This is a genomic window from Bifidobacterium sp. LH_449 (assembly GCF_056356755.1).
The window spans coordinates 96,501-117,678 of the sequence record NZ_JBKEUV010000001.1 but is presented as its reverse complement, the minus strand read 5'-3'; the positions used below and the strand labels follow the sequence as shown (position 1 = coordinate 117,678).

Here is a 21,178-nt window from a genome sequence, read left to right as displayed (position 1 = left end):
GGCGGATGTACGTTCGACGTATTTGCGGCGTGCCGGCGTCGTTTCTTGTGAAGGATGACGTGCGCGATCCTTACAATGGTCACAGAAGCGATGAAGTGGAGGGTGCGTGCGCGTATTCGATTTTGACGGAACGATCTACGACGGCGAAAGCCTGTTCGACCTGTATCTGTTCTCCGCGCGTTACGATCCGCGCGTGTTCCGCTATATCGTTCCTGTCGCGCATTACGGACTGCGCTACAAGCTGGGGCGTGCGACGCTGGAGCAGATGGAGGCCGGCGTCGGCGATGTGGCGATGCGCTATCTCGATGCCCTGTCGCGTTCCCGCCTTCTGGAGCGTCGCTTCGGCGACGGACGGATGGCGGCGGTCGCAGGCGCTGGCGGGGCGGATACGCTCGGCATGATGGTGGACGCATTCTGGGACCGGCGCATGAACCGCATCAAATCATGGTATGAGCCGCGGCCTGACGATGTGATCGTCACCGCTTCGTTCGATGTGACGGTGGGTGAGGCCTGCCGTCGGCTGGGGCTGTCCAATCTGGTTTCAAGCGAAGTCGATATGGCGAACCATCAGGTTGCATATTTGAATTTCGGGGCCAACAAGGCGAGAAAATTCCGTGAGATATACGGCGACGACGCGCATATCGACGAATTCTATACCGATTCGAAATTCGACCAGCCGATGATCGACATGGCCGAACGCGCGTTCATGGTGAAAGGTGATACAGTTGCCCGCATCAAATGACGTCGTGCCGCAAAGGAGTTTCGTATGGTGCAGCAGCAGTATGTATGCGTGAAATGCGGATGCCGCGAGTATGACGGCGACCAGCTTCAGGCCACCGGCGGCAACGTCGCCAAACTGTTCAACGTGCAGAACAAGCGGTTCGTCACGATTGCGTGCAGGCGGTGCGGATATACCGAACTGTATCGTGCCGATAGCGATACGGCCATGAACGTGCTTGATTTCTTCGCCGGCTGACGGCGATGTTCGGGCGAGGCCGTTTTCGTGCGGCGTGCGACGATGGGCGGAAAAGCGGAAAGGCGACCGGAAGAGAAGCGCAGGTGGGCAGGTAGTATGCAGCAGTTCGGCGTGGTGTTGGATCAGCTGATCGGCATGGCGGTGATGATGGGCATCGGCGCGGTGTGCGTGAAGGCGCGCCTGCTGGATGAGAGGATGCTGAACGGCATCTGCCAGCTGATCTTGAAGGTCGGCATTCCGATGCTGGTGTTCGCCAATGCGGTGTCGGGCGCGACGAGGTCGGATCTGCTGCATTCGGGCGCGATGATCTGGGTGACGTTGCTGGTTTATGCGCTGCTGATCGGTTCGATGTGGCTACTGTCGAAGCTGCTGCGCGTGCCGGGGGAGCGCGGCCGCCTGTTCCAGGCGTCGTTCATTTTCGGCAATGCCGGTTTCATCGGCCTGCCGCTGGTGTTGGCGTTGTTCCCGGAGCGTGGCGCGTTGTATTTCGCGTTGATGTCGCTGGTGGACCAGTGCCTGCTGTGGACGTACGGCGTGTGGATCACGAAGCCGCTGTCGAATCGCAGCGGTCGGTTCGACGAGCGCCCCGCCCGTTCGTGGCGGGATCGTGTGTCCGGTCTGGTCAGTCCCGCGCTGGTGTCGGTGGCGTTGTCGATTCTGGTGATTCTTCTTGGCGTTGACGTGCCTGAACGGGTTCTGTCGCCGATCCGTTCGTTGGGCGGCATCTCCACGCCGCTGTCGATGCTGTATCTGGGCGGTCTGCTGGTGTTACGCGATTGGTCGGGCGTGCTGCGCTGCCCGGAATTGTATGCAGGCGTCGCATTCAAAATGCTGCTGGTCCCGGTCGCCCTGTGCGCGCTGCTGACGTATGCGCCGGTTTGGTCGGGGCTGCCGGCGCTGCCTGCGGACATGGTGCATATGATTTCGCTGGTCGCCGGCTTGCCGACGATGAGCGCGCTGGTGATGTTCGCGGAGCGTGAGCGCAATATGCCGCAGTATGCGGTGGGCATGGTGCTGGTGACGACGATTGCGAGCCTGTTCACGTTGAGCGCCGTGTCCTACGTGATGTTCTGATATGACGTCTGCCGTCTTCTATGGCGGCCCGCGGCGGTAGTGTGTTGCCATGTTCCCTTTGCTTGAGACGCTGGTCGCGGTGTATGAGACGGGCCAGTTCACGTTGGCCGCCGACGAGCTGAAGATTTCGCAGTCCACGGTGTCGTCCCGCATCGCCGCGCTGGAGCGCATGGTGGGCGCGCGGCTGTTCGTGCGCAACGCGAAAAGCGATGTGGCAGCCACCGAGGCCGGCAGGATGCTCTATCAGACGGCGATCCGCATCGGTGGGGATTGGCGGGAGGCGTGCGAATCGATCGCGAGGGCCGAACGCAATACGGCGCCGTTGTCCATGCTGTTCTCGCACACGTCGTCGGTGACGTTGCTGCCTGTCGCGCTGCGTGCGTTGCATCCGATGCTGGACCGTTATGATTGTTCGGCCGATGTGCGCAATTCGGATGCGATTCTGGAGCAGGTCGGTCTGAAGGCCGTCCAGTTCGGCGTCGTGGAGAAGCCGATCATCAACGAATCGGTGGAACGGGTGACGTTGTGCGAGGATGAGCTGGTGCTGGCGGGAGATCCGGATGACGTGTGGCTGATGCGTGAGGCCGGGTCGGGCGTGCGTTATTACACCGAGTTGTTTTGCAAGATGAACGGCATCGTGCCGCGTCATACGATCACGATCTCCAGCAATTCCGCGATTGTGGCGATGCTGGGGAGCGGCGTCGGCTGTTCGGTGGTGTCGCGTTCGGCGGTGCCGAAGGATGTGCCGGTCCGTGGGATAGGCCGCGAATTCAAGCGTCGTTTCTATGCGCTGATTCCGCGTTCCGGATTGGGGCGTGAGCAGCGTGATGCCGTTGATGTGATGATCGCCGCGATGCAATCCGCGGTGATGTGACCGAACTCTGATTTGTCATTGATTTTTTCGATGACATGTATTGATATGTTCTATTTGACCGATGTTTAGCGGCGGTGTGTAATAGCAGGTATGAGAGAATTCTGTGTGAAATGGTGGAAACGCATCGCCACCGTCGATATGTTGTTCATCGCCGTGTTGACGCTGATCGCGTCCTTCATCGGCTCCTGGCTCAAACAGTATCCGGGGTTCAGCCTGTTCGGCGCGCTGATCATCGCGCTGCTGATCGGCATGGTCATCCAATTCCCGATCCGCAGCGCCTACATCGGCTCCAACGCCAGCCGTAAGGCCGGCGTCAAGGACGCGGCCGGCCTGATCTCCAACAAGCTGCTGCGCTTGGGCATCATCCTGCTGGGCTTCAAGCTCAACCTGCAGGTGCTGTTCACCCAGGGCGTCAAATGCCTGCCGATCGCCGCGGTCGTCGTCACGCTGACCATCGTCGTGGCCTACAACATCGCGCGCAGGCTCGGCGTCGAACCGCGACTGGCCATCCTGACCGCAGGCGGCACCGGCATCTGCGGCGCCGCGGCCGTGATGGGCCTGTCCGGCTCCATCAAGGTTCCGCCGGAGGAAGAGGAGGACAAAGCCGATGACGAAGTCATGGCCGTCGCCACCGTCGCCATCATGGGCACGATCTTCGCGCTGCTCGAAATCGCCATCGCGCCGCTGACCGGCATGACCAAGGACCAGATGGGCATCATGGCCGGAGCCTCCCTGCATGAGATCGCGCACGCAGTCGCCGCCGGCGACGCCTTCGGCGCGGTCGACATCGCCACGATCATGAAGCTGTCGCGCGTGCTGATGCTCGTGTTCGCCGCGATCATCATCGCCATCTGGTGGGACAGGAAGCATTCCGCCATCCACTCGGAAGGCAAGCGTTCCATCGCCTTCCCGTGGTTCATGCTCGGCTTCATCGGCGCATCCGTGATCGGCACCTTCGTGCCGGCCGTCGCCGCCGTCGCCCCGCAGCTGGTCGACCTCGCCTACATCGTACTCGGCATGGCCATGGCCGCCCTCGGCATCAACGTGAACTTCCGCGCCATCGCGGACAAGGGACGCAAGGCCTTCCTGGCGAGCTTCCTCACCTCCATCCTGCTGGTGTTCTTCGCCGCGGCGGTCGCCATCCTGTTCTTCTGACGGAAGCCCGTTTCGCATCTCCCCCTCGCGTTCCCATGCAACGCGAAGGGGATTTCCCATATTGCAGGCGAATGCCTGTCGATGCGGGTGAAAACATCGCGACTCGCGCATCAAATTTGTTTAAAGTCGGCTTGAAGTTGCTACGCTCGATATCGACAACATTAGAGAATCGAGGAGCAGCATGACCACGATGAATCTTGAGACTCTGGAGCATCGCACCGGCGACGAACGGGCCCCGGAGGTGTTCTTCACCAGCGTCATCACACCGGAAAGCCTGCAACGCGTCTACCGTGCGCTCGGCACGACGCCGAAGGGCAAGGTGGCCATCAAAATCCATTCCGGCGAATCCGAAAAATCCAATAACCTCAATCCTGCGCTGATCAAGGATCTGGTCCAGGAAATCGGCGGCACCCTCGTCGAATGCGCCACGGCATACGACGGCAACCGTGAGACCCCCGAAAAGAGCGAGGCCGTGTTCAAGGCGCGCGGCTATGGCGAGATCGCGCCGATCCAGATCATGGACATGGGCGGCGAAATCGAAATCCCGGTGGCCAGGCACCGCCACATCGCCTACGATATCGTCGGCAGGCATATCGACGACTACGACTCCTTCGTCGTGCTGTCGCATTTCAAAGGCCACCCGATGGGCGGCTTCGGCGGCGCGTTGAAGAACGTGTCCATCGGCATCGCCTCATCCAACGGCAAGCGTTGGATCCATTCCGCCGGCCAGACCAAGGACCATTGGCTTGCGGCCGAACAGGACGATTTCCTCGAGTCGATGGCCGAAGCCGACGAGGCCGTCATCACGCATATGAACGGCAACATGCTGTACATCAACGTCATGAACCGTCTGTCGGTCGACTGCGACTGCTTCGCGGAACCGGCCGAACCGGATATGCATGATGTCGGCGTTCTCGCCTCGCTCGACCCGGTCGCGCTCGACCAGGCCTGCGTCGACCTGGTCCATATCGCCCCGGACGGCGCCTCCGTCACCGAACGCATCGCCACGCGACATGGCGAACACACGCTCGAATACGCCGAGGAGCTTGGATTGGGGTCCCGCGAGTACCGCCTGACCGAGCTTGACTGACGGCGGAAGCCCGCCGAATGATGCGCCGCTTTCGCGGCATTGAATCGTTGATAGAAGGAGTATAAAGAATGTCCACCGCCATTGCGGCGCTGCGCCGCACCGATGCGCCGCGCCTGTCCGTAAGCGTCAAATCCGCCATCACCGTTCTGGGCGTCGCCGCCGCGGTCGCGTTGCCGCAGTTCTTCCATGTGCTGGGCGCCGCCTCCGGACTCGGCACGTCCCTGGGGTCGACGCTGCTGCCGATGCATCTGCCCGTGATCTTCATCGGCCTGTTCGCGGGTCCCGCAGCCGGCGCCGTCACCGGTCTGCTGGCTCCGATGATCAGCTTCGCGCTGTCGGGCATGCCGGTGCTGGCCATGGTTCCGTTCATGATGGTCGAACTGTGCGCGTACGGTCTGTTCGCCGGCCTGCTGCGTTCCGTGAAGCTGCCGGGTCTGGTGAAGGTCATCCTGGCTCAGGTCGCGGGCCGCGTGGTGCTGTCCGTGGCGACCGCCATCGCCGTGTTCGCGTTCGGCGCGCAGTCCAGCGTCGCCGCGATCTGGACCAGCACGCTGGTCGCCGGTCTGCCGGGCATCCTGCTGCAGTGGGCTCTGGTCCCGCTGGCGCTGTTCTGGGCAGAAAGCCTGATGGCGAAGCGTTCGTAGAATTCGTTTCACATAGGCGAAAGGGGCCGGTGCGGATTCTTCCGTGCCGGCCCCTCGAGTTGCCTTCCGAGTACGAGTATGTATTCGTCGGTTGCGGCGTAAGTAACAAAATGTGGGTCTAATAATACCCGTCGGCCCTTGCGGGAGTAAGCGTGTCGGGACGGTATTAACGTTTTGCCCATTAAAGGCGGCGTCCGGGATCCCCGTTTTATCCGGTGGCGTGGTTGACTGGGGCATGGCCAAACACAAATCGATCCGCGCCCGCAAATGCCCCTCGTGCGGCCGTCCGATGCGCAAGAAGGGATTCACCTCCGCCGGCAGGCAGCGATGGCGTTGCGACGAATGCCGGATGTCCACCACCGTCCGCCGCGACGATCGCACGAAGGAGGCCCGGTTCCGCGTATGGCTGCGATGGCTGCTGGGACGCCGCACCGCGGGCGAGGCCGCCGCCGATCTCGGCGTGAGCAGGCAGACGTTCTGGCGGATGACCTCGTGGTGCTGGCGGATACCTGTCCCGTCGCCGGAACCGCACGACCGCGACTACGCGCAGGCCGACGGCACGTATCTGTCCCATGGATGGTGCCTGCTGGTCGCGTGCGACGGCGACTGCCGCGTGCTGGCCTGGCAGTGGTGCGACCATGAGACCATCGCCGCGTACCGGCTGATGTTCTCAAGGATGGGCCGGATCCGGACGCTCGGCTGCGACGGGGCGATGACGACCGGCGCCGCCGCGCGCGAACGGTGGCGGGACGTGCGCGTCCAACGCTGCCTGGTGCACGTGCAGCGCGACGGAAGGCGCGACCTGACGACGAGACCGCGCACCGAGGCCGGAAAGTCGCTGCGGGGCCTGTACCTGAGGCTGACCGCGATCGGCGACGAGACACAGGCCGCGCGGTGGGCCGACGACCTGAACTCATGGCACAGCCGGTACGGTGCGTTCCTGAAGGAGCGCACCAGCGCGAAGGACGATCCGACCAATCCCAAGGCGTTGGCGGGCAGACAGTGGTGGTATACGCACATCCGGGTGCGTTCCGCGTACCACCGTCTCGAACGGCTCGTCGGCCGGGGCGAGCTCTTCGCGTTCCTGGATCCCGGCAATCCCGTGCGCGACGCGGTCCCGCCGACCACGAACATGATCGAGGGCGGCGCCGACAGCGGCGTCAAACGGCTGCCCGGCCTGCATCGCGGGATGAGCGAGGGACATATGCGCACGGCCGTCGAATGGCATCTGTACATGAAGACCGCCGACCCCGATCCGGAACGCGCGCTTGCGGCATGGCTCGCCGAACAGGGGAAGGACGCGGAACGGCCGGATCCCGAGCCGGCCGAGCCGGAACCCGGGACCGAGGTCGCAGTCCAGCTTCCCGGCGGGAAAGCCGACGGCGTCGATGCCTATGAATCCGGTTTCGGTGTCAGGAAGGGGTGGGTCCATTGAGCGGGAAACCATGTCATTAGACCCACATTTTGTTACTTATGCCTCGGTTGCGCATTCGCATAAAATCGAGGCCGCACGCTGATGCCGTGCGGCCTCGAATCGGTCAGTACGTAACGCGGGCCATTGCGGTTTCATGACTGCCGGCCCTGACGCCGTTCTGGAGAAAGTCCTACTTGCGGGTCATGTGCTTGATCGCGCCCCAGATCGCCTGGGAAAGCGCGTAGTGGCCCAGGGACGGGTCGGAGGCGGCGAGCGGGGAACGCAGAGCCTTGTTCATCATTTCGTTGTCCATCATGATGGACTCCTTTCCTTGGAATGCCGTGTTGCATACGGTGGTTTTTTCTTTATCCGTCTTCTGTTTTGCACTTATACGATAAAACGGCCCGCCTCGCGAATGCATGCCGAAATCATTGTTATTTTTGTATAATCATCGGGTAATCAGAGTTATTTACATTTTGTTCACGTACAAGGCGGGCACATATGACGCAGAACATCGTCAGCGAAGCGCGTCTGCGCTACCTCGACTTCATCGCGCGCGAAGACCGCATACGGCACCACCGTTATGTGGAGGAGATGAAACAATATGATCTGATGCGCGTCGGCGACGTCTCCGCCATCGCCGAAAGCGCACGCCTATGGGACTCCGGCCTGTACGGACACCTGTCGGACGATCCCCTGCGCAATGCGAAATACCGTTTCGTCACATCGATCACATTGGCCACACGCTTCGCCATCGACGGCGGCATGGATGAGGAGGACGCCTACAACGCCTCCGACCTGTACATACAGGACATGGACCGTTGCCGAAACGTGGAGGACGTGCGTCGTCTGCACACCGATATGATGACGTTCTTCACATGGGCGATGGCGGACATGCAGAAAACCGACGTGCATTCCAAAGCCGTCGCCGAATGCATGGACTACATCCACTATCATCTGCATGAAAAGATCACCGTGGCGATCCTGGCCGGGCACGTCCATCTGAATCCGACGTATCTTTCCGAACTGTTCGCCCGCGAAACGGGCACGCCCATATCGAGATACATCGCCGACCGGCGCATGGAGGCCGCCGAAAACATGCTGAAATATTCGCAATACGGATTCGCCGAAATCGCGCAGATTCTCGCATACCGTTCGCAAAGCCACTTTTCGAAGGCGTTCAAGCGGCATGCCGGCATGACGCCGAGCCAATACAGGAAGACCTACGCGCAGGCCGGCGTCTGGCCTGAATAGCCTCCCGTAAGATGCCACTCCTCCAAGCCTTCGATCGGGACGCGCCGAAATCGCAGGTCGAAGCCCCGGCGCAAGCCGCATCATCGGAAGACGGTTCTCGCCGCCGGGCAAGTCTGCGGATAAAGTAGGACGTCGTATATTCATGGCGGAATCGCGTGCGGTATATGCGCTGTGACGTGGAAAGCGGAATCATGCCGGAGAGAAGAATGTCGAATACAAAGTCATATGCCGCAAAACGGACGGACAGGCAACGGAGGTATCGCCGTCGCCGCATCGTGGCCGTCCTGTGCCTTGCGGCCTTCCTGCCATGTGTGGCGACGTCGGTGTTCGGCGTCGTCCAAATGCGCGCGAAGATGTTCGCCGCCGATGCGCCGACGCCGCAAAGCGTCGACGTGAGGAAGAACGGCGACGCCGACGGGAGGAACTCGGATGCGTCGGACGCGGACGATGCGCGGCCGTCCGATGCGGACGGTGAATCCGCGGCGTTGGATTGGCGTGCGCCTTCGGGCGGCGAATATCCTGATATAAGCGCGCTGCCCGATCTGTCGCTGAACGTCAGCATCGCCGACCAGCGCGTATACCTGCGGTCCAGCGGAGACGTGGTCTATACGATGATCGCCAGCACGGGACTGGACGACACCACGCCGACGGGCGATTACACGATCGGCATGCGCGGCGATCATTTCTACAACGAGTCCGAAGGCATGGGCGCCGACTATTGGGTCGCCTTCCTTGATACCACCTATTTGTTCCACAGCGTGCCCACCACGCAGAACGCCGGGGAATACATAGAGTCGGAAGCCATCAAGCTGGGGGAGCCGGCATCGCACGGATGCGTGCGGCTCACCGTCGCCGACGCGCAGTGGCTGTACGAGAACATCCCCGAAGGCACTCCCGTGCATATCGGCTGACCGCCCCCTGCGGGCGCTCCTCGACCGGAGAACGTGAATCGGCGGTGTCACGCTGCTGAATTTTTTGCGACATGATGATCGGACGGCCGTGTTTTTCCGCCGATTTCGGCTACGGTTGTGCTCTGGACGGTTATGGGCGCCCCATGCGAGGAGGAATGGGACGCGACGACGGATAAGGAGGACTCGGCATATGAGCATGCCGCTTGATCTGTATGTGATTCGCCACGGCGAATCGGAGGCGAATGTCATCGTCAACGCGGGCGAACAGGGAGACAATTCCCTGTACACGCAGGACAACGTCACCGTGCCGGACCGCTCATGGCGTCTGACCGGAACGGGCCGCAAGCAGGCCGATTGCATCGGCCGATGGCTGGTCGCGCAGCAGCCGCTGTTCGACCGCTACCTGGTCTCCCCGTATGTGCGCACCCGCGAGACCGCGGCCACGATGGCCTTGCCCAAAGCCAAATGGGAGGAGACGCGTGTGCTGCGAGAACGCTCCTGGGGCGAGATCAACACCATCACCAAAGAGGATTTCCGCAACAACTATCCGCGCAATTGGATGTTCAAAAACACCGATCCCCTATACTGGCGCCCGCCGGCGGGCGAGTCGATCGCCGACGTGGCGGAGGACCGCGTGCACAATCTGCTCACCTCGCTCAACCGCAAATCCGACGCGGAATCCGTGGTCATGGTCAGCCACGGCGATCTGATGCAGGCGCTGATGCTGACGCTCGAAGACCTGTCGGACGAGGAGTTCCTGCATCGCGCCGACGCCGAGGAATGGCGCATCACCAATTGCACATGCCTGCATTATTCCCGTCGCGATCCCGATTCGGGCCGAACCTATAAGCGCTTCCGCTGGGAACAGACCGCGCGGCCTGTGCATGACGAGGACGAAGGCCGTTGGCGGGTGCAGGTGGAGCCGTGGCGTGAATTCAAACGTCCGGTTTTGTCGAACGGAGACCTGGTCAACGTCGTGCAGACCGTCGACCCGCATCTGGTCGAATACCACGAACGCTGACGGCCGCGCCGCCGGTGGCCGGTATTTGGACATGTCTCCATTACAATGGCTGTGATGCGCGGCACAGTGCCGCCGCGCAAGAGAGTTAAGGAGATGTGAATGTCCAATCTGTTCACGTGGCAGCTGCACGGCGACGGCAAGACGCTGGCCCCCGGCGAGGTCGTCGAACCCGACGAGCGCCTGACTTGGGGCCGCACCATCGGCATCGGCGCCCAGCATGTGATCGCGATGTTCGGCGCCACCTTCCTGGTGCCGATCCTGACGGGCTTCGACCCGTCCACCACCCTGTTCTTCACTGCGATGTCGACGGCACTGTTCCTGCTGATCAACAAGAACGTCCTGCCGAGCTACCTCGGCTCGTCCTTCGGCTTCATCGCGCCGATCGCGGCCGTGACCACCGCCGACAAGGGTCTGGCCGTGGCGTCCTTCGGCATCATGGTCACCGGCCTGCTGCTGGCCTTGGTCGGCGTGCTCGTGCATTTCGCCGGCGCCAAGTGGATCGACATCATCATGCCGCCGGTCGTCAACGGCGCCATCGTCGCCATCATCGGCTTCAATCTGGCCCCGTCCGTATGGAACAACTTCCAGGCCGCGCCCGACACCGCACTGGTCACCCTGGTCGCCGTGCTGCTGATCGCCGTGCTGTTCAAGGGGCTGCTCGGCCGCCTGAACATCCTGCTCGGCGTCATCGTGGGCTATATCTACGCCTGCATCCGCGGACAGGTCGACTTCTCCGCGATCGGCGACGCCGCATGGATCGGCTTCCCGAAGTTCCACCTGCCGCAGGTCGACCTGACGATCCTGCCGATGTTCATCCCCGTCGTGCTCGTGCTCGTCGCCGAAAACGTCGGCCATGTCAAGTCCGTGGCGCAGATGACCGGTCGTGACTATGACGGCCAGATGGGCACCGCCCTGTTCGCGGACGGCCTGGGCACCGCACTCGCCGGTTTCGGCGGCGGTTCCGGCACCACCACCTACGGCGAGAACATCGGCGTCATGGCCGCGACCAAGGTGTATTCGACCGCCGCGTACTGGTGCGCCGCGGCCTTCGCGCTGCTGCTGAGCCTGTGCCCGAAGTTCGGCGCCATCATCAACACGATTCCCGCCGGCGTGCTCGGCGGCGTCACCACGCTGCTGTATGGCATGATCGGCATGATCGGCGTGCGCATCTGGGTCGAGAACAAGGTCAACTTCGACAAGCCGCTGAACGTCATGACCGCCGCGATCGTGATGATCATCGGCATCGCCGACTTCACCTTCGCCATTCAGGGCGTGTCCTTCAATGGCATCGCGCTCGGCACCATCGTCGTGCTCGTCGCCTACCACGGGCTGAAGGCCATCGGCAAGGCCACCGGCACGATCGAAAAGGACGATCCGGACATTCTGTGACGTCGGCTTCGTCCGGCGGCGATATCGTCGCATGGATGACGAAAAGCCCCTTGGAAAAGGGGCTTTTCGCTATCCATGCAAGCTGCGCGCGTATATGATGAACCATTGAAACGGCATACGCATGACAAGACAATGAAGGGATTCGCCATGGCAACAGCGCAGGGCAGGAAAATCGCCGTCGTCACGGGCAGCGCATTGGGATTGGGCTATGAGATGACCCGTCAGCTGATCGAAAAGGGATGGTTCGTCGCGGGCATCGATTTCAACGCGCGGCGACAGGCCGAACTTTCCGAGGAATTCGCGCAGGATTCATATCAGGCGTTCGTCGGCGACGTCTCGGATGAGGCATTCGTGGAGGAATCCATGTCGCGGATCGCGAAGCTGGGGCATGTCGATCTGCTGGTCAACAATGCCGGACAGCCGTCCTTCAAGGTCCCGGCCGCATACGTCGCCGCGGACGTCGACAAATGCCTCAAAGGCCTGAAGGGCATGATCCTGTGGAGCGTGGCGACATTGAAGGCCACGGGGGAGAGGGACGTCAAGATCGCCAACATCATGAGCACCGCGGCCACGCGCGGCAACGCCGGCGAAAGCGTGTACTGCGCGGCCAAATGGGGCGAAAAGGGCTATACGAAGAGCCTGCAGGCGGCATACAAGGGGACCAGCGTGAAAATCGTCGCCGTATACCCGGGCGGCATCGACACCGCGTTCTATCGCGACAGCCGCGACTACGTGTCCGAAGAGAAGCAGCACACCTTCATGCGCGCCGACCAGCTGGCCGAAGTGATCGTCTGCAATCTGACCTCACCGGCCAATCTGACGGTCAGCGACATCGAAATCAACCGCAACAGCTGACCGGCGCGCTGCGGCAGGGACATAAGGGCGCTCCGGCCGAAAGTATCGGGCGTACGGTACTGTGGATGGGCTTGCGCAACGCGCGCAACCTTTTGACATGAAAGGCCATTGTGCCAGAACACACTTTTGATGCCCTTGCGGCGGAATCGTCCATGCCCGAAACCATGCAGGACGCCGACCGCACCTACACCTTCGCCGAACTCGGCGTACCCGGTCCGCTCGTCCGAGCGCTGGCGGCGGACGGCAAGCGCACCGCATTCCCGATCCAGGCCGACACCCTTCCCGATTCGCTGGCAGGCCGTGACGTGCTTGGACGCGGCCGCACCGGCTCCGGCAAAACGCTCGCCTTTTCGATCCCGCTGGTCGCCCGGCTGGGTGAAATCGGCATGGGCGCCAATGCGCAGGGAAACCGCGGCGGCGGACGCCGTACCAAAAACCAGGGCGCCGACGAGAACGGCCGCGAAGACGACCGTCTGCCGCGCCCGCGCGGTCTGGTATTGGCTCCGACGCGCGAGCTGGCCAATCAGATCAACGATGTGCTGGCCCCTCTGGCCCGCATGTACGGCATGGCCACCACGACCGTGTACGGCGGCGTGCGCTACAACCGCCAGTTCCGCGAACTGCGCGAAGGCGCGGACATCGTCGTCGCATGCCCGGGCCGTCTGGAGGACCTGATCGAACAGAAGGCCCTCGCATTGGACAACGTGCAGGTCGCGGTCATCGACGAAGCCGACGAAATGGCCGATATGGGCTTCCTGCCGCCGGTCAAGCGACTGCTCGGCCAGATCTCCTTCGACGCCCAGGTCATGCTGTTCTCCGCGACCCTCGACCACGGCGTCGACGAGGTCGTGGAAACCTTCCTGTCCGATCCGAAGGTGCACAGCGTCGATTCGGCGACCTCCACGGTCGACGAGATGACCCATCACGTGTTCGAGACCACGCGTGACGACAAGCCCGCCCTGGTGAAGACGCTGGCCAGCGGCAAGGGCCGTCGCATCCTGTTCACGCGCACGAAGTTCCAGGCGACGAAGCTCGCCAAAACATTGACGCAAAGCGGCATCCCGGCCGCCGAGCTGCACGGCAACCTCAGCCAGAACCAGCGCGACCGCAATCTCGCGGCCTTCGACTGCGGCGACGTCCACGTCATGGTCGCCACCGATGTGGCGGCGCGAGGCATCGATATCAGCGGCGTCGAACTCGTCGTCCAGGTCGATCCGCCGGACGATCCGAAATCGTTCCTGCACCGCTCCGGCCGTACCGCGCGCGCGGGCCAGGCCGGTGACGTCGTCACCCTGATGCTTCCCGAACAGCGTCGCAAAACCCGTCGCACCATGCGCGAAGCCGGATTGCAGGTGCGCTCCGTCAAGGTGCGCTCCGATTCCCCGGAAGTGCTGGAACTGGTCGGAGAGATGGCCGAACCGGTGTTCGGCTGGACATTGGAGCAGTCGCAGCCTGCCGGCAATCCGCGTCGACGCGGCGAAAAGAACGACCATGACGGCGGTCGCGGCACGCGTCGCCGCAGGAACGACGACCGCTTCGGCAAAGGCGGCAGGAAACACGGCCGTCGCGACCGCGGGGACCGTCGCCGCGACGACGAGACCACGCGCGGTGTCGAAGCGTTCGAAGAGCCGCGCGGCAGCCGGACGGAAACCGAAGAGACGGATGTCGCCGCCAAGGGCGGGAGGCCACGCAACGACAAGCGCCGTGAAAAGTATGACCGTCGCCATGCCGCCTCCAAGGCCGAACGAGAGAGGCGCCGCCAGGAGGAATCCGGGGAGCGTGGCAACGACAGGCCGAAGTCCAAGCGCGATGCCGATCGTCCGGTGCTCCGCAAAGACGATCGCGACGCCGGCAAACCGGAAAAGCAGCGTAGAACGACGCAGAATCGTCGGGATGATCGGGATCGCCGTAACGACAGGAAGCGTCGCGGCGACCATACGCAGTATTCCGGCAAGCGCATCCACCGCGACGAGAACCGCATCCGCACCGATGAGCATTCCGAGGACGTGAAGCGTCACGAACGCCGTATGAAGGCGCGTTACGGCGAAAAACATTCCGGCGTACCCCGCCGTCGCCGCACGAAGGTCAAACGCGCCCCGTTCCGCACGCGTTGACGGACATTCGCGATTGGCTGCGTTCCATGGGCTTGGATGATAGCATGAGCCCCATGGAACGCAGCCAATCATTGTTTTCCGCACGGAACGTCACTTGCACCATGCCCGGCGAGCAAGGCGGGCGTACGTTGTTCGGCGGCATCTGCCTTGACATCGGTCCATGTGAGATAGTGGACCTGACAGGCCCATCCGGATCAGGCAAAAGCAGTCTTCTGACGGCATTCGCCCGATTGAATCCGAACGCACACGGCGAGCTCACCCTTGACGGGCGGCCGGATACGGAATTCACTCCCCAGCAGTGGCGTTGCAATGTATCATATCTGCCGCAGAAATCGATATTGCCGGGACGGACGGTGGCTGAAACGATTCGTCTGCCTTGGATGCTGCGCGCACGCTCGGCATCATATGACGCCACGGCACGTATGCGGTTCGCGCGGAACACTGCATTTCGGGGCGTCGACGACGACGCCATCCGACGCATGATGGATGCGGTCGGATGCGAGGACATCGAACTTGGCCGGCCTCCCCATGACCTGTCTGGTGGACAGGCCGCACGAGTCAGCCTGATACGAACCTTGCTGACGAAACCGCGTCTGCTGTTGGCCGATGAGGTCGACGCGGGATTGGATGACGACAACGCCGATAAGGTTGCCCAAATCATGCGGCAGGCCGCCGAAGAAGGCATGGCGATCATTCGTGTTCGGCATCGCGCGTCGGATGGCCGGGCCTCGCGCATCCTCGTATTGCGTGATGGCGCACTTCATGAGGAGCGGAACCGATGAGCGGCAACTATTATTCGATCGACCTGTGGGGGTTGCTGGTCGCCATGCTGATGGTGGCGGTGGCCGCCGCGGTGTCCGGACTCATGCGTCTGGGCGTCGGACGCACGCTGCTGTGGTCTGCCTGCCGTGCATTGCTGCAATTATGCGCGATGGGCCTGATCATGGGCTATGTCATCCGGTCGAACAATCCATGGCTGGTATTCGCGCTCATCGTGGTGATGCTGGTCGCCGCCGTGCAGATCACATTGTCTCGGGCCAAAGGAGTGCCTCACGGACTGGTCGGCCCGGTGCTGTTGAGCCTGGCCGTCACGATGCTGCTGATGCTCGCCCTCGTCGCGGAACTGATCGTTCGCCCGCAACCGTGGTATGCTCCTCAACTGGTCATTCCTTTGACCGGCATGCTGCTGGGAAACACCGTATCCGCATTGGCGGTCGGATTAAGCCGATTCTATGAGTCGATGCGAGAGCGTCGCGATGAAATCGACATGATGCTCGCCTTGGGCGCGACCACATGGGAAGCCGCCCGTCCATCCATCATGTCGTCGATTCGCCTTGGACTGTTGCCCACGACTGCATCGCTGGCATCCAGCGGCATCGTGACGATTCCCGGAATGATGGCAGGACAGGTGATCGCCGGCGGCGACCCGTTGGACGCGGCAAAATACCAGTTCGTGATTCTTGGCGCGATCGCGGCATTGACTTTGCTGGCCGATTCGCTGATCATGACGATGGTATACCGTACATGCTTCACCAAAGACGATTGCCTGAGGCTGCCGTAAGGGGGAATTTGAGTCGTATATGCAGGTCAATGCTTCCATAATGGAAGTGGTATGCGCTACTGTTGGCGCTTATGAATGAATTGATGCTTGGATATGCGGCCGGCGTTGCGCTGGCCGACGGCGTGGAATCGTGCGCCGTCGACACCGGCGGCTTCATCGGGGCCATTACGAATTGGCTGGTGCAGCTGATGTCCGCCATGGGCGCCATCGGCACGGGAATGGCGGTGCTGCTGGAAAACCTGTTTCCGCCGATCCCGAGCGAGGTGATTCTCCCTCTGGCCGGATTCACCGCCGCACAGGGGCATATGACAGTGGCCGAGGCGATCGTCGGCGCGACGGTCGGCTCGCTGCTCGGCGCCCTTCTGCTGTATGGCATCTCGCGTGCGATCGGCTCCGAAAGGATCCGTCGCCTGTTCGATTGGATGCCGCTGACCGACGCGAACGACATCGACACCGCCGATCGCTGGTTCGCCCGTTACGGTGGCGTTTCGGTGCTGATCGGCCGTGTGATCCCGATCGTGCGCAGCCTGATCTCCATTCCCGCCGGTCTGGCGGCCATGTCGCCGTGGCGTTTTGCCGCGCTGACCACGTTGGGATCGGCCGTCTGGAATACGCTGCTGGTGATGGCAGGCTATCTGCTCGGCGGCAAATGGTGCACGATTCTGGGATTCCTCGACCAGTTCCAGTATGTGGTGGCCGCGATCCTCGTGATTCTGGTCGTCTGGTACGTCGTCGTCAAAGTCAGGGAGCATAAGGCGAAGGCATCCAGGTCCTGACCGCTTTCGAGCGCGAAACGAATGGGCATCGTGAATTTCACGGCGCCCATTCGCATATTCCAATGTGATATCAATCACTGCCTGCGTCGCAGCAAGCCGTCGACAATGCCGATGACCAGGCCGACAACCGCGGGAAGCAGCCATCCAAGCTGGGCGTCATGCAACGGCAGCATCGCCATCGCTTCGGCCAGCGGCGGAATCGACAGGCCAAACAGGCCGATCAGACTGTTCACGCAATCCACGATGCTGACGATGCCGACCAGCAGCATCACCCAGAAATAGACGCGTGCGAAACGGCCTGCGATCAGTTGATGCGCGAACGAAAGGACGATCAGCACGATCGCCATCGGATACAGCGCGGACAATACCGGCACCGACACTTTGATGATCGTGCTCAGACCGGCGTTCGACACCGCAAAGCTGAATACGGCGAACACCGCGCTCCACATGCGATAACTGACACGACGGCCCGCAATGCGCGGAAAACGGTTCTGGAAATACGTGCCGCATGTGGAGATGAGGCCCGTGCACACATTGAAGCAGGCGATGACGAACACCAGCCCGACGAAGGCCGTGCCCCAAACGCCGAACGCGGAGGAGGTCAGATTCGTCAGCACCGTGGCGCCGGTATCGTTCGCCGGGTCGACGGACGCCAGCGAGCCCGAGACGACGCCGACGAATGTCAGCGCACCGTAGATGACGACCAGCATGACGCCGGTGCCGATGCCGGCCAGACCGGTCTCCCTGCGGTTCGCTTTTTCGTCCTTGACGCCCATCTGCGTGACGTTCACTGAAATGATGATGCCGAAATACAGTGCGGCAAGCAGGTCCATCGTCTGATAGCCGTCCAGAAAACCGCGGGCCATCTGTCCGGTGGCGTAATCGCCGAACGGCGCGGAGAAGACGTCGGGGGAGATGACCAGGCAGGCGACGAATAATGCGGCGATCAGCGTCAGCAGCACAGGTCCCATGACCTTGCCCAACGCTTTGGACAGACGTTCCGGATGCTGCGCCACCACATAGGACAATGCGAAGAACGCCGCCGAATACGCCAGCTGCGTCAGCCACCGCGGCGCATCGCCGGCGAACGGCACGACGACCATCTCATATGAGGTGGTGGCGGTACGCGGAATCGCAAAGCACGGGCCGATCGTCAGAATGATGGCCAATCCCAGGACGGAGGCGAACCGTGGGCCGACCTTGCCGGCCAAAGCGTCGAAGCCGCCGGCCCGGGACACGGCGATGACGCCCAGGATCGGCAGTCCCACGGCGGAGATGATGAATCCGACGGCGGCGGGGACGGCGGCCGATCCGGCCTGAGCGCCCAGGAACGGCGGGAAAATAAGATTGCCGGCGCCGAAGAACATGGAAAAGAAGGTGACGGTCAGCAATATGCGATTACGCGACGACAGGCCGCTTTGCGGGTGCCGTGCCGTAACGGCGCCCGTCTTGTCGGAATCGTCGGCGGGAGCCGCATCGCCTGTCGTCCGTGCTGATGCTGCAACTTGTGATTCGCTCATTCCGACCAGTGTAGTTGTCTTGGTTTGGGAAGGGAAAACGAATATGCATGTCGCGCATCGCGTCGATTTCCCCGATGAGCATAACCGTGAGACCGATTCTTGGCGATATGACAGGCTGGGGCTACACTGGCAACGGGAAAAGTACTACTTTTGATGGAGGACACCAGTATGACAGCTGAAGCAAACGTCGGCGTCGTCGGTCTGGCCGCAATGGGCGGCAGCCTGGCCCGCAATCTCGCACACCATGGCAACAGGGTCGCCGTCTTCAACCGCTCCTACGGCCGTACCGAAAAGCTGATGGCCGAACACGGCGGCGAAGGCGAGTTCCATCCGGCGAAGACCCTGGAAGAGTTCGTCGACAGCCTGGCCAAGCCGCGCACCGCCATCATCATGGTCAAGGCCGGAGAACCGACCGACGCGATGATCGACGCTTTGGCCGATCTGATGGAGCCGGGCGACATCATCGTGGACGCAGGCAACGCCTATTTCCCGGACACGATCCGCCGCGAAAAGGAGATCAGCGCCCGCGGCCTGCACTTCGTCGGCTGCGGCGTCTCCGGCGGCGAGGAAGGCGCATTGCGCGGCCCGTCGATGATGCCGGGCGGCACCGAGGAATCCTGGAAGACCTTGAAGCCGATCTTCGAATCCATCGCGGCGGTCGCCGAAGGCGAGCCGTGCGTGACGCATATCGGCGAGAACGGCGCCGGCCATTTCGTCAAGATGGTGCATAACGGCATCGAATACTCCGACATGCAGCTGATCGCCGAAAGCTACGATCTGATGCGTCGCGGCCTGGGCATGAGCCCGGCCGAGATCGGCGACGTGTTCGAAGAGTGGAACAAGACCGAACTCGACTCCTATCTGATCGAAATCACCGCCGAAGTGCTGCATCAGACCGACGCGAAGACCGGCAGGCCGCTGGTCGATGTGATCGTGGATCATGCCGGCATGAAGGGCACCGGCACCTGGACCGTGCAGACCGCGCTGTCCCTGGGCGTGCCGGTCACCGGCATCGCCGAAGCCGTGTTCGCCCGTGGCCTGTCCTCGCAGGGCGCGTTGCGCGAGGAGGCCCTCCGCCAGGGCTTCGAAGGCCCGTCCGATCCGATCGACATGCCGGTCGAAGAACGCCAGGCATTCATCAACGACATCCGTGAAGCGCTGTACGCCTCCAAGATCGTCGCCTACGCGCAGGGCTTCAACGAGATCACCACCGCCGCAGAGGAATACGGCTGGAACATCGACCTGGCCGCCGTCGCACGCATCTGGCGTGGCGGCTGCATCATCCGAGCGAAGTTCCTCAACCGCATCTCCGAAGCCTTCGAATCCGGAGAGGCGAACGTGTCGCTGCTGTTCGCCCCGTATTTCAAGGATGCCATCGAAACCGCGGAATCCTCGTGGCGTCGCGTCATCGCCCGCGCCGTGCGCTTCGGCATTCCGGTACCGGCCCTGTCGTCGTCGCTGGCGTACTTCGACGGCCTGCGCTCCCCGCGTCTGCCCGCCGCCCTGATCCAGGGCCAGCGCGACTTCTTCGGTGCGCACACCTACGGTCGCGTCGACGCTCCGGGCGCCTTCCACACGTTGTGGGCCGAACCGGGCCGCGAGGAGATCGAAGCCTGATCGGCGCTGACTGTCGTTGCGGCATGACGTGGGGGGCGGTTCACAATGAACCGCCCCCCACGTCATGTTTTTGGAAAATCCGTATGTCGGATGGTCCGACGACGCCTTGCGGCGCTACAGCCTGCTGACCGCTCCCACATCCACCAGCCACAGCAGCTCCTCGCCGTCGGCATAGGAGCTGGGCGCCTGCGGATTGCGCGGTTCGGCGAACGCGGCGCGCACTGCATCGGCCTTGCGCGCTTCGGACGTGAACACCCACGTATGAAGCGAACGTGCGATCATCGGCACGGTCATGGTCACGCGCAGCGGCGGCGGCTTGGGGGAGTCGCGTACGCCGGCCACCAGCACATGCGGGTCGTCGATCAGCACTTCGTCCTTGCCGGGGAACAGCGACGCGAAATGCGCATCCGGACCGACGCCGAACATAGCGATATCCATACGCGCATCATCGCCCAACTGCTCGGTCAGTTCGCGCTGGTATTCCGCTGCGGCCGCGGCGAGAACCGCGTCGGTCCGCTCAGGGGAGTCCCGGGCGATCTCCTCCGGGCGACGGCCGTCCGCCGGCATCTCATGGATGTTCTCGGCCGGCATGCGGCCTTCTTCGACCAGACGGCCGAACAACGCCTCACGCGCCTGCTTGGCGTTGCGGTCGTCATCGTCGTCGGCGACGAATCGTTCATCGCCCCACCACACGTGCACATGCGACCAGTCGACGGCGTCGCACAACGGGTCGGCGCCCATGACGGCAAGCACTTCGATGCCGTCGGTGCCGCCGGTGACGGCGATGTCGACGCGTCCACGGCCAGGTTCGGCCAGCATGTCGATGATGGTCAGCAGCGTGCGCGAAGCGACCGCCTGCGCCAACAGCTGCGGATTGGGATAGACCACGGTTTTACGTGTTCCCATATGGTGCTCCTTATATCAGATGATGAC

The 21,178-nt window shown here is 62.5% G+C and carries 21 protein-coding genes; 18 read left to right on the top strand and 3 right to left on the bottom strand.

The window, feature by feature from the left end:
• Positions 1-106 precede the first annotated feature (106 nt).
• The 8 genes from AC1AX7_RS00515 (at position 107) to AC1AX7_RS00480 (ending at position 7,248) form a co-directional block, all read left to right on the top strand.
• Positions 107-742 carry a haloacid dehalogenase-like hydrolase gene (locus AC1AX7_RS00515; RefSeq protein ID WP_476508158.1) on the top strand — a complete coding sequence of 212 codons (636 nt, stop codon included), beginning with the start codon at positions 107-109 and terminating at the stop codon, positions 740-742.
• Positions 743-766: 24 nt separating this feature from the next.
• Positions 767-976 carry a zinc ribbon domain-containing protein gene (locus AC1AX7_RS00510; RefSeq protein ID WP_476508157.1) on the top strand — a complete coding sequence of 70 codons (210 nt, stop codon included), beginning with the start codon at positions 767-769 and terminating at the stop codon, positions 974-976.
• A gap of 96 nt (positions 977-1,072) precedes the next feature.
• A complete protein-coding gene (locus tag AC1AX7_RS00505) occupies positions 1,073-2,050 on the top strand; it encodes an AEC family transporter (RefSeq protein WP_476508156.1) in 978 nt (325 codons plus the stop codon).
• A gap of 49 nt (positions 2,051-2,099) precedes the next feature.
• Entirely contained in the window at positions 2,100-2,924 is an 825-nt protein-coding gene (locus AC1AX7_RS00500) for a LysR family transcriptional regulator (protein WP_476508155.1), read from the top strand.
• A 90-nt stretch (positions 2,925-3,014) separates the two neighbouring features.
• The gene (locus tag AC1AX7_RS00495; protein WP_476508154.1) at positions 3,015-4,079 is read left to right on the top strand and encodes a YeiH family protein; all 1,065 of its coding nucleotides are present in this window, start codon (positions 3,015-3,017) and stop codon (positions 4,077-4,079) included.
• Between the two features lie 181 nt (positions 4,080-4,260).
• Entirely contained in the window at positions 4,261-5,169 is a 909-nt protein-coding gene (locus AC1AX7_RS00490) for a DUF362 domain-containing protein (protein WP_476508153.1), read from the top strand.
• Between the two features lie 68 nt (positions 5,170-5,237).
• A complete protein-coding gene (locus AC1AX7_RS00485; RefSeq protein WP_476508152.1) occupies positions 5,238-5,813 on the top strand; it encodes an ECF transporter S component in 576 nt (191 codons plus the stop codon).
• Between the two features lie 235 nt (positions 5,814-6,048).
• Positions 6,049-7,248 (top strand): IS1249 family transposase, encoded by a 1,200-nt coding sequence (locus tag AC1AX7_RS00480; RefSeq protein ID WP_476508151.1) that lies wholly within the window; start codon positions 6,049-6,051, stop codon positions 7,246-7,248.
• Between the two features lie 169 nt (positions 7,249-7,417).
• Here the strand turns inward: AC1AX7_RS00480 and AC1AX7_RS00475 are convergent, their stop codons facing one another.
• The gene (locus AC1AX7_RS00475; protein WP_476508150.1) at positions 7,418-7,543 is read right to left on the bottom strand and encodes a hypothetical protein; all 126 of its coding nucleotides are present in this window, start codon (positions 7,541-7,543) and stop codon (positions 7,418-7,420) included.
• A gap of 185 nt (positions 7,544-7,728) precedes the next feature.
• Between AC1AX7_RS00475 and AC1AX7_RS00470 the strand changes: the two genes are divergently transcribed.
• The 9 genes from AC1AX7_RS00470 (at position 7,729) to AC1AX7_RS00430 (ending at position 17,108) form a co-directional block, all read left to right on the top strand.
• The gene (locus tag AC1AX7_RS00470) at positions 7,729-8,481 is read left to right on the top strand and encodes a helix-turn-helix domain-containing protein (protein ID WP_476508149.1); all 753 of its coding nucleotides are present in this window, start codon (positions 7,729-7,731) and stop codon (positions 8,479-8,481) included.
• Positions 8,482-8,687: 206 nt separating this feature from the next.
• A complete protein-coding gene (locus AC1AX7_RS00465) occupies positions 8,688-9,392 on the top strand; it encodes a L,D-transpeptidase (RefSeq protein ID WP_476508148.1) in 705 nt (234 codons plus the stop codon).
• A gap of 190 nt (positions 9,393-9,582) precedes the next feature.
• Positions 9,583-10,413, top strand: a complete 831-nt coding sequence (locus AC1AX7_RS00460; protein ID WP_476508147.1) for a histidine phosphatase family protein — start codon at positions 9,583-9,585, stop codon at positions 10,411-10,413.
• A 99-nt stretch (positions 10,414-10,512) separates the two neighbouring features.
• Positions 10,513-11,802, top strand: coding sequence for a uracil-xanthine permease family protein (locus AC1AX7_RS00455; protein WP_476508146.1), 1,290 nt, complete (start codon positions 10,513-10,515; stop codon positions 11,800-11,802).
• Positions 11,803-11,949: 147 nt separating this feature from the next.
• A complete protein-coding gene (locus AC1AX7_RS00450) occupies positions 11,950-12,657 on the top strand; it encodes an SDR family NAD(P)-dependent oxidoreductase (protein ID WP_476508145.1) in 708 nt (235 codons plus the stop codon).
• Between the two features lie 110 nt (positions 12,658-12,767).
• Complete coding sequence (locus AC1AX7_RS00445; protein ID WP_476508144.1) at positions 12,768-14,771, top strand: DEAD/DEAH box helicase; 2,004 nt, start codon at positions 12,768-12,770, stop codon at positions 14,769-14,771.
• A gap of 44 nt (positions 14,772-14,815) precedes the next feature.
• A complete protein-coding gene (locus tag AC1AX7_RS00440) occupies positions 14,816-15,553 on the top strand; it encodes an ABC transporter ATP-binding protein (protein WP_476508143.1) in 738 nt (245 codons plus the stop codon).
• Positions 15,550-16,332 (top strand): ABC transporter permease, encoded by a 783-nt coding sequence (locus AC1AX7_RS00435; protein WP_476508142.1) that lies wholly within the window; start codon positions 15,550-15,552, stop codon positions 16,330-16,332. The genes AC1AX7_RS00440 and AC1AX7_RS00435 overlap by 4 nt, the downstream gene beginning before the upstream one ends.
• 71 nt (positions 16,333-16,403) lie before the next feature.
• Positions 16,404-17,108 carry a DedA family protein gene (locus AC1AX7_RS00430; RefSeq protein WP_476508380.1) on the top strand — a complete coding sequence of 235 codons (705 nt, stop codon included), beginning with the start codon at positions 16,404-16,406 and terminating at the stop codon, positions 17,106-17,108.
• 74 nt (positions 17,109-17,182) lie between these two features.
• On the opposite strand, the gene brnQ is transcribed toward AC1AX7_RS00430, so the two are convergent.
• A complete protein-coding gene (gene brnQ / locus AC1AX7_RS00425; protein ID WP_476508141.1) occupies positions 17,183-18,628 on the bottom strand; it encodes a branched-chain amino acid transport system II carrier protein in 1,446 nt (481 codons plus the stop codon).
• Positions 18,629-18,796: 168 nt separating this feature from the next.
• On the opposite strand from brnQ, the gene gndA reads away from it, so the two are divergent.
• The gene (gndA, locus tag AC1AX7_RS00420; RefSeq protein WP_476508140.1) at positions 18,797-20,245 is read left to right on the top strand and encodes an NADP-dependent phosphogluconate dehydrogenase; all 1,449 of its coding nucleotides are present in this window, start codon (positions 18,797-18,799) and stop codon (positions 20,243-20,245) included.
• A 114-nt stretch (positions 20,246-20,359) separates the two neighbouring features.
• Here the strand turns inward: gndA and pgl are convergent, their stop codons facing one another.
• On the bottom strand, positions 20,360-21,151 hold the full coding sequence (gene pgl, locus AC1AX7_RS00415) for a 6-phosphogluconolactonase (RefSeq protein ID WP_476508139.1): 792 nt from the start codon (positions 21,149-21,151) through the stop codon (positions 20,360-20,362).
• Between the last annotated feature and the right edge of the window lie 27 nt (positions 21,152-21,178).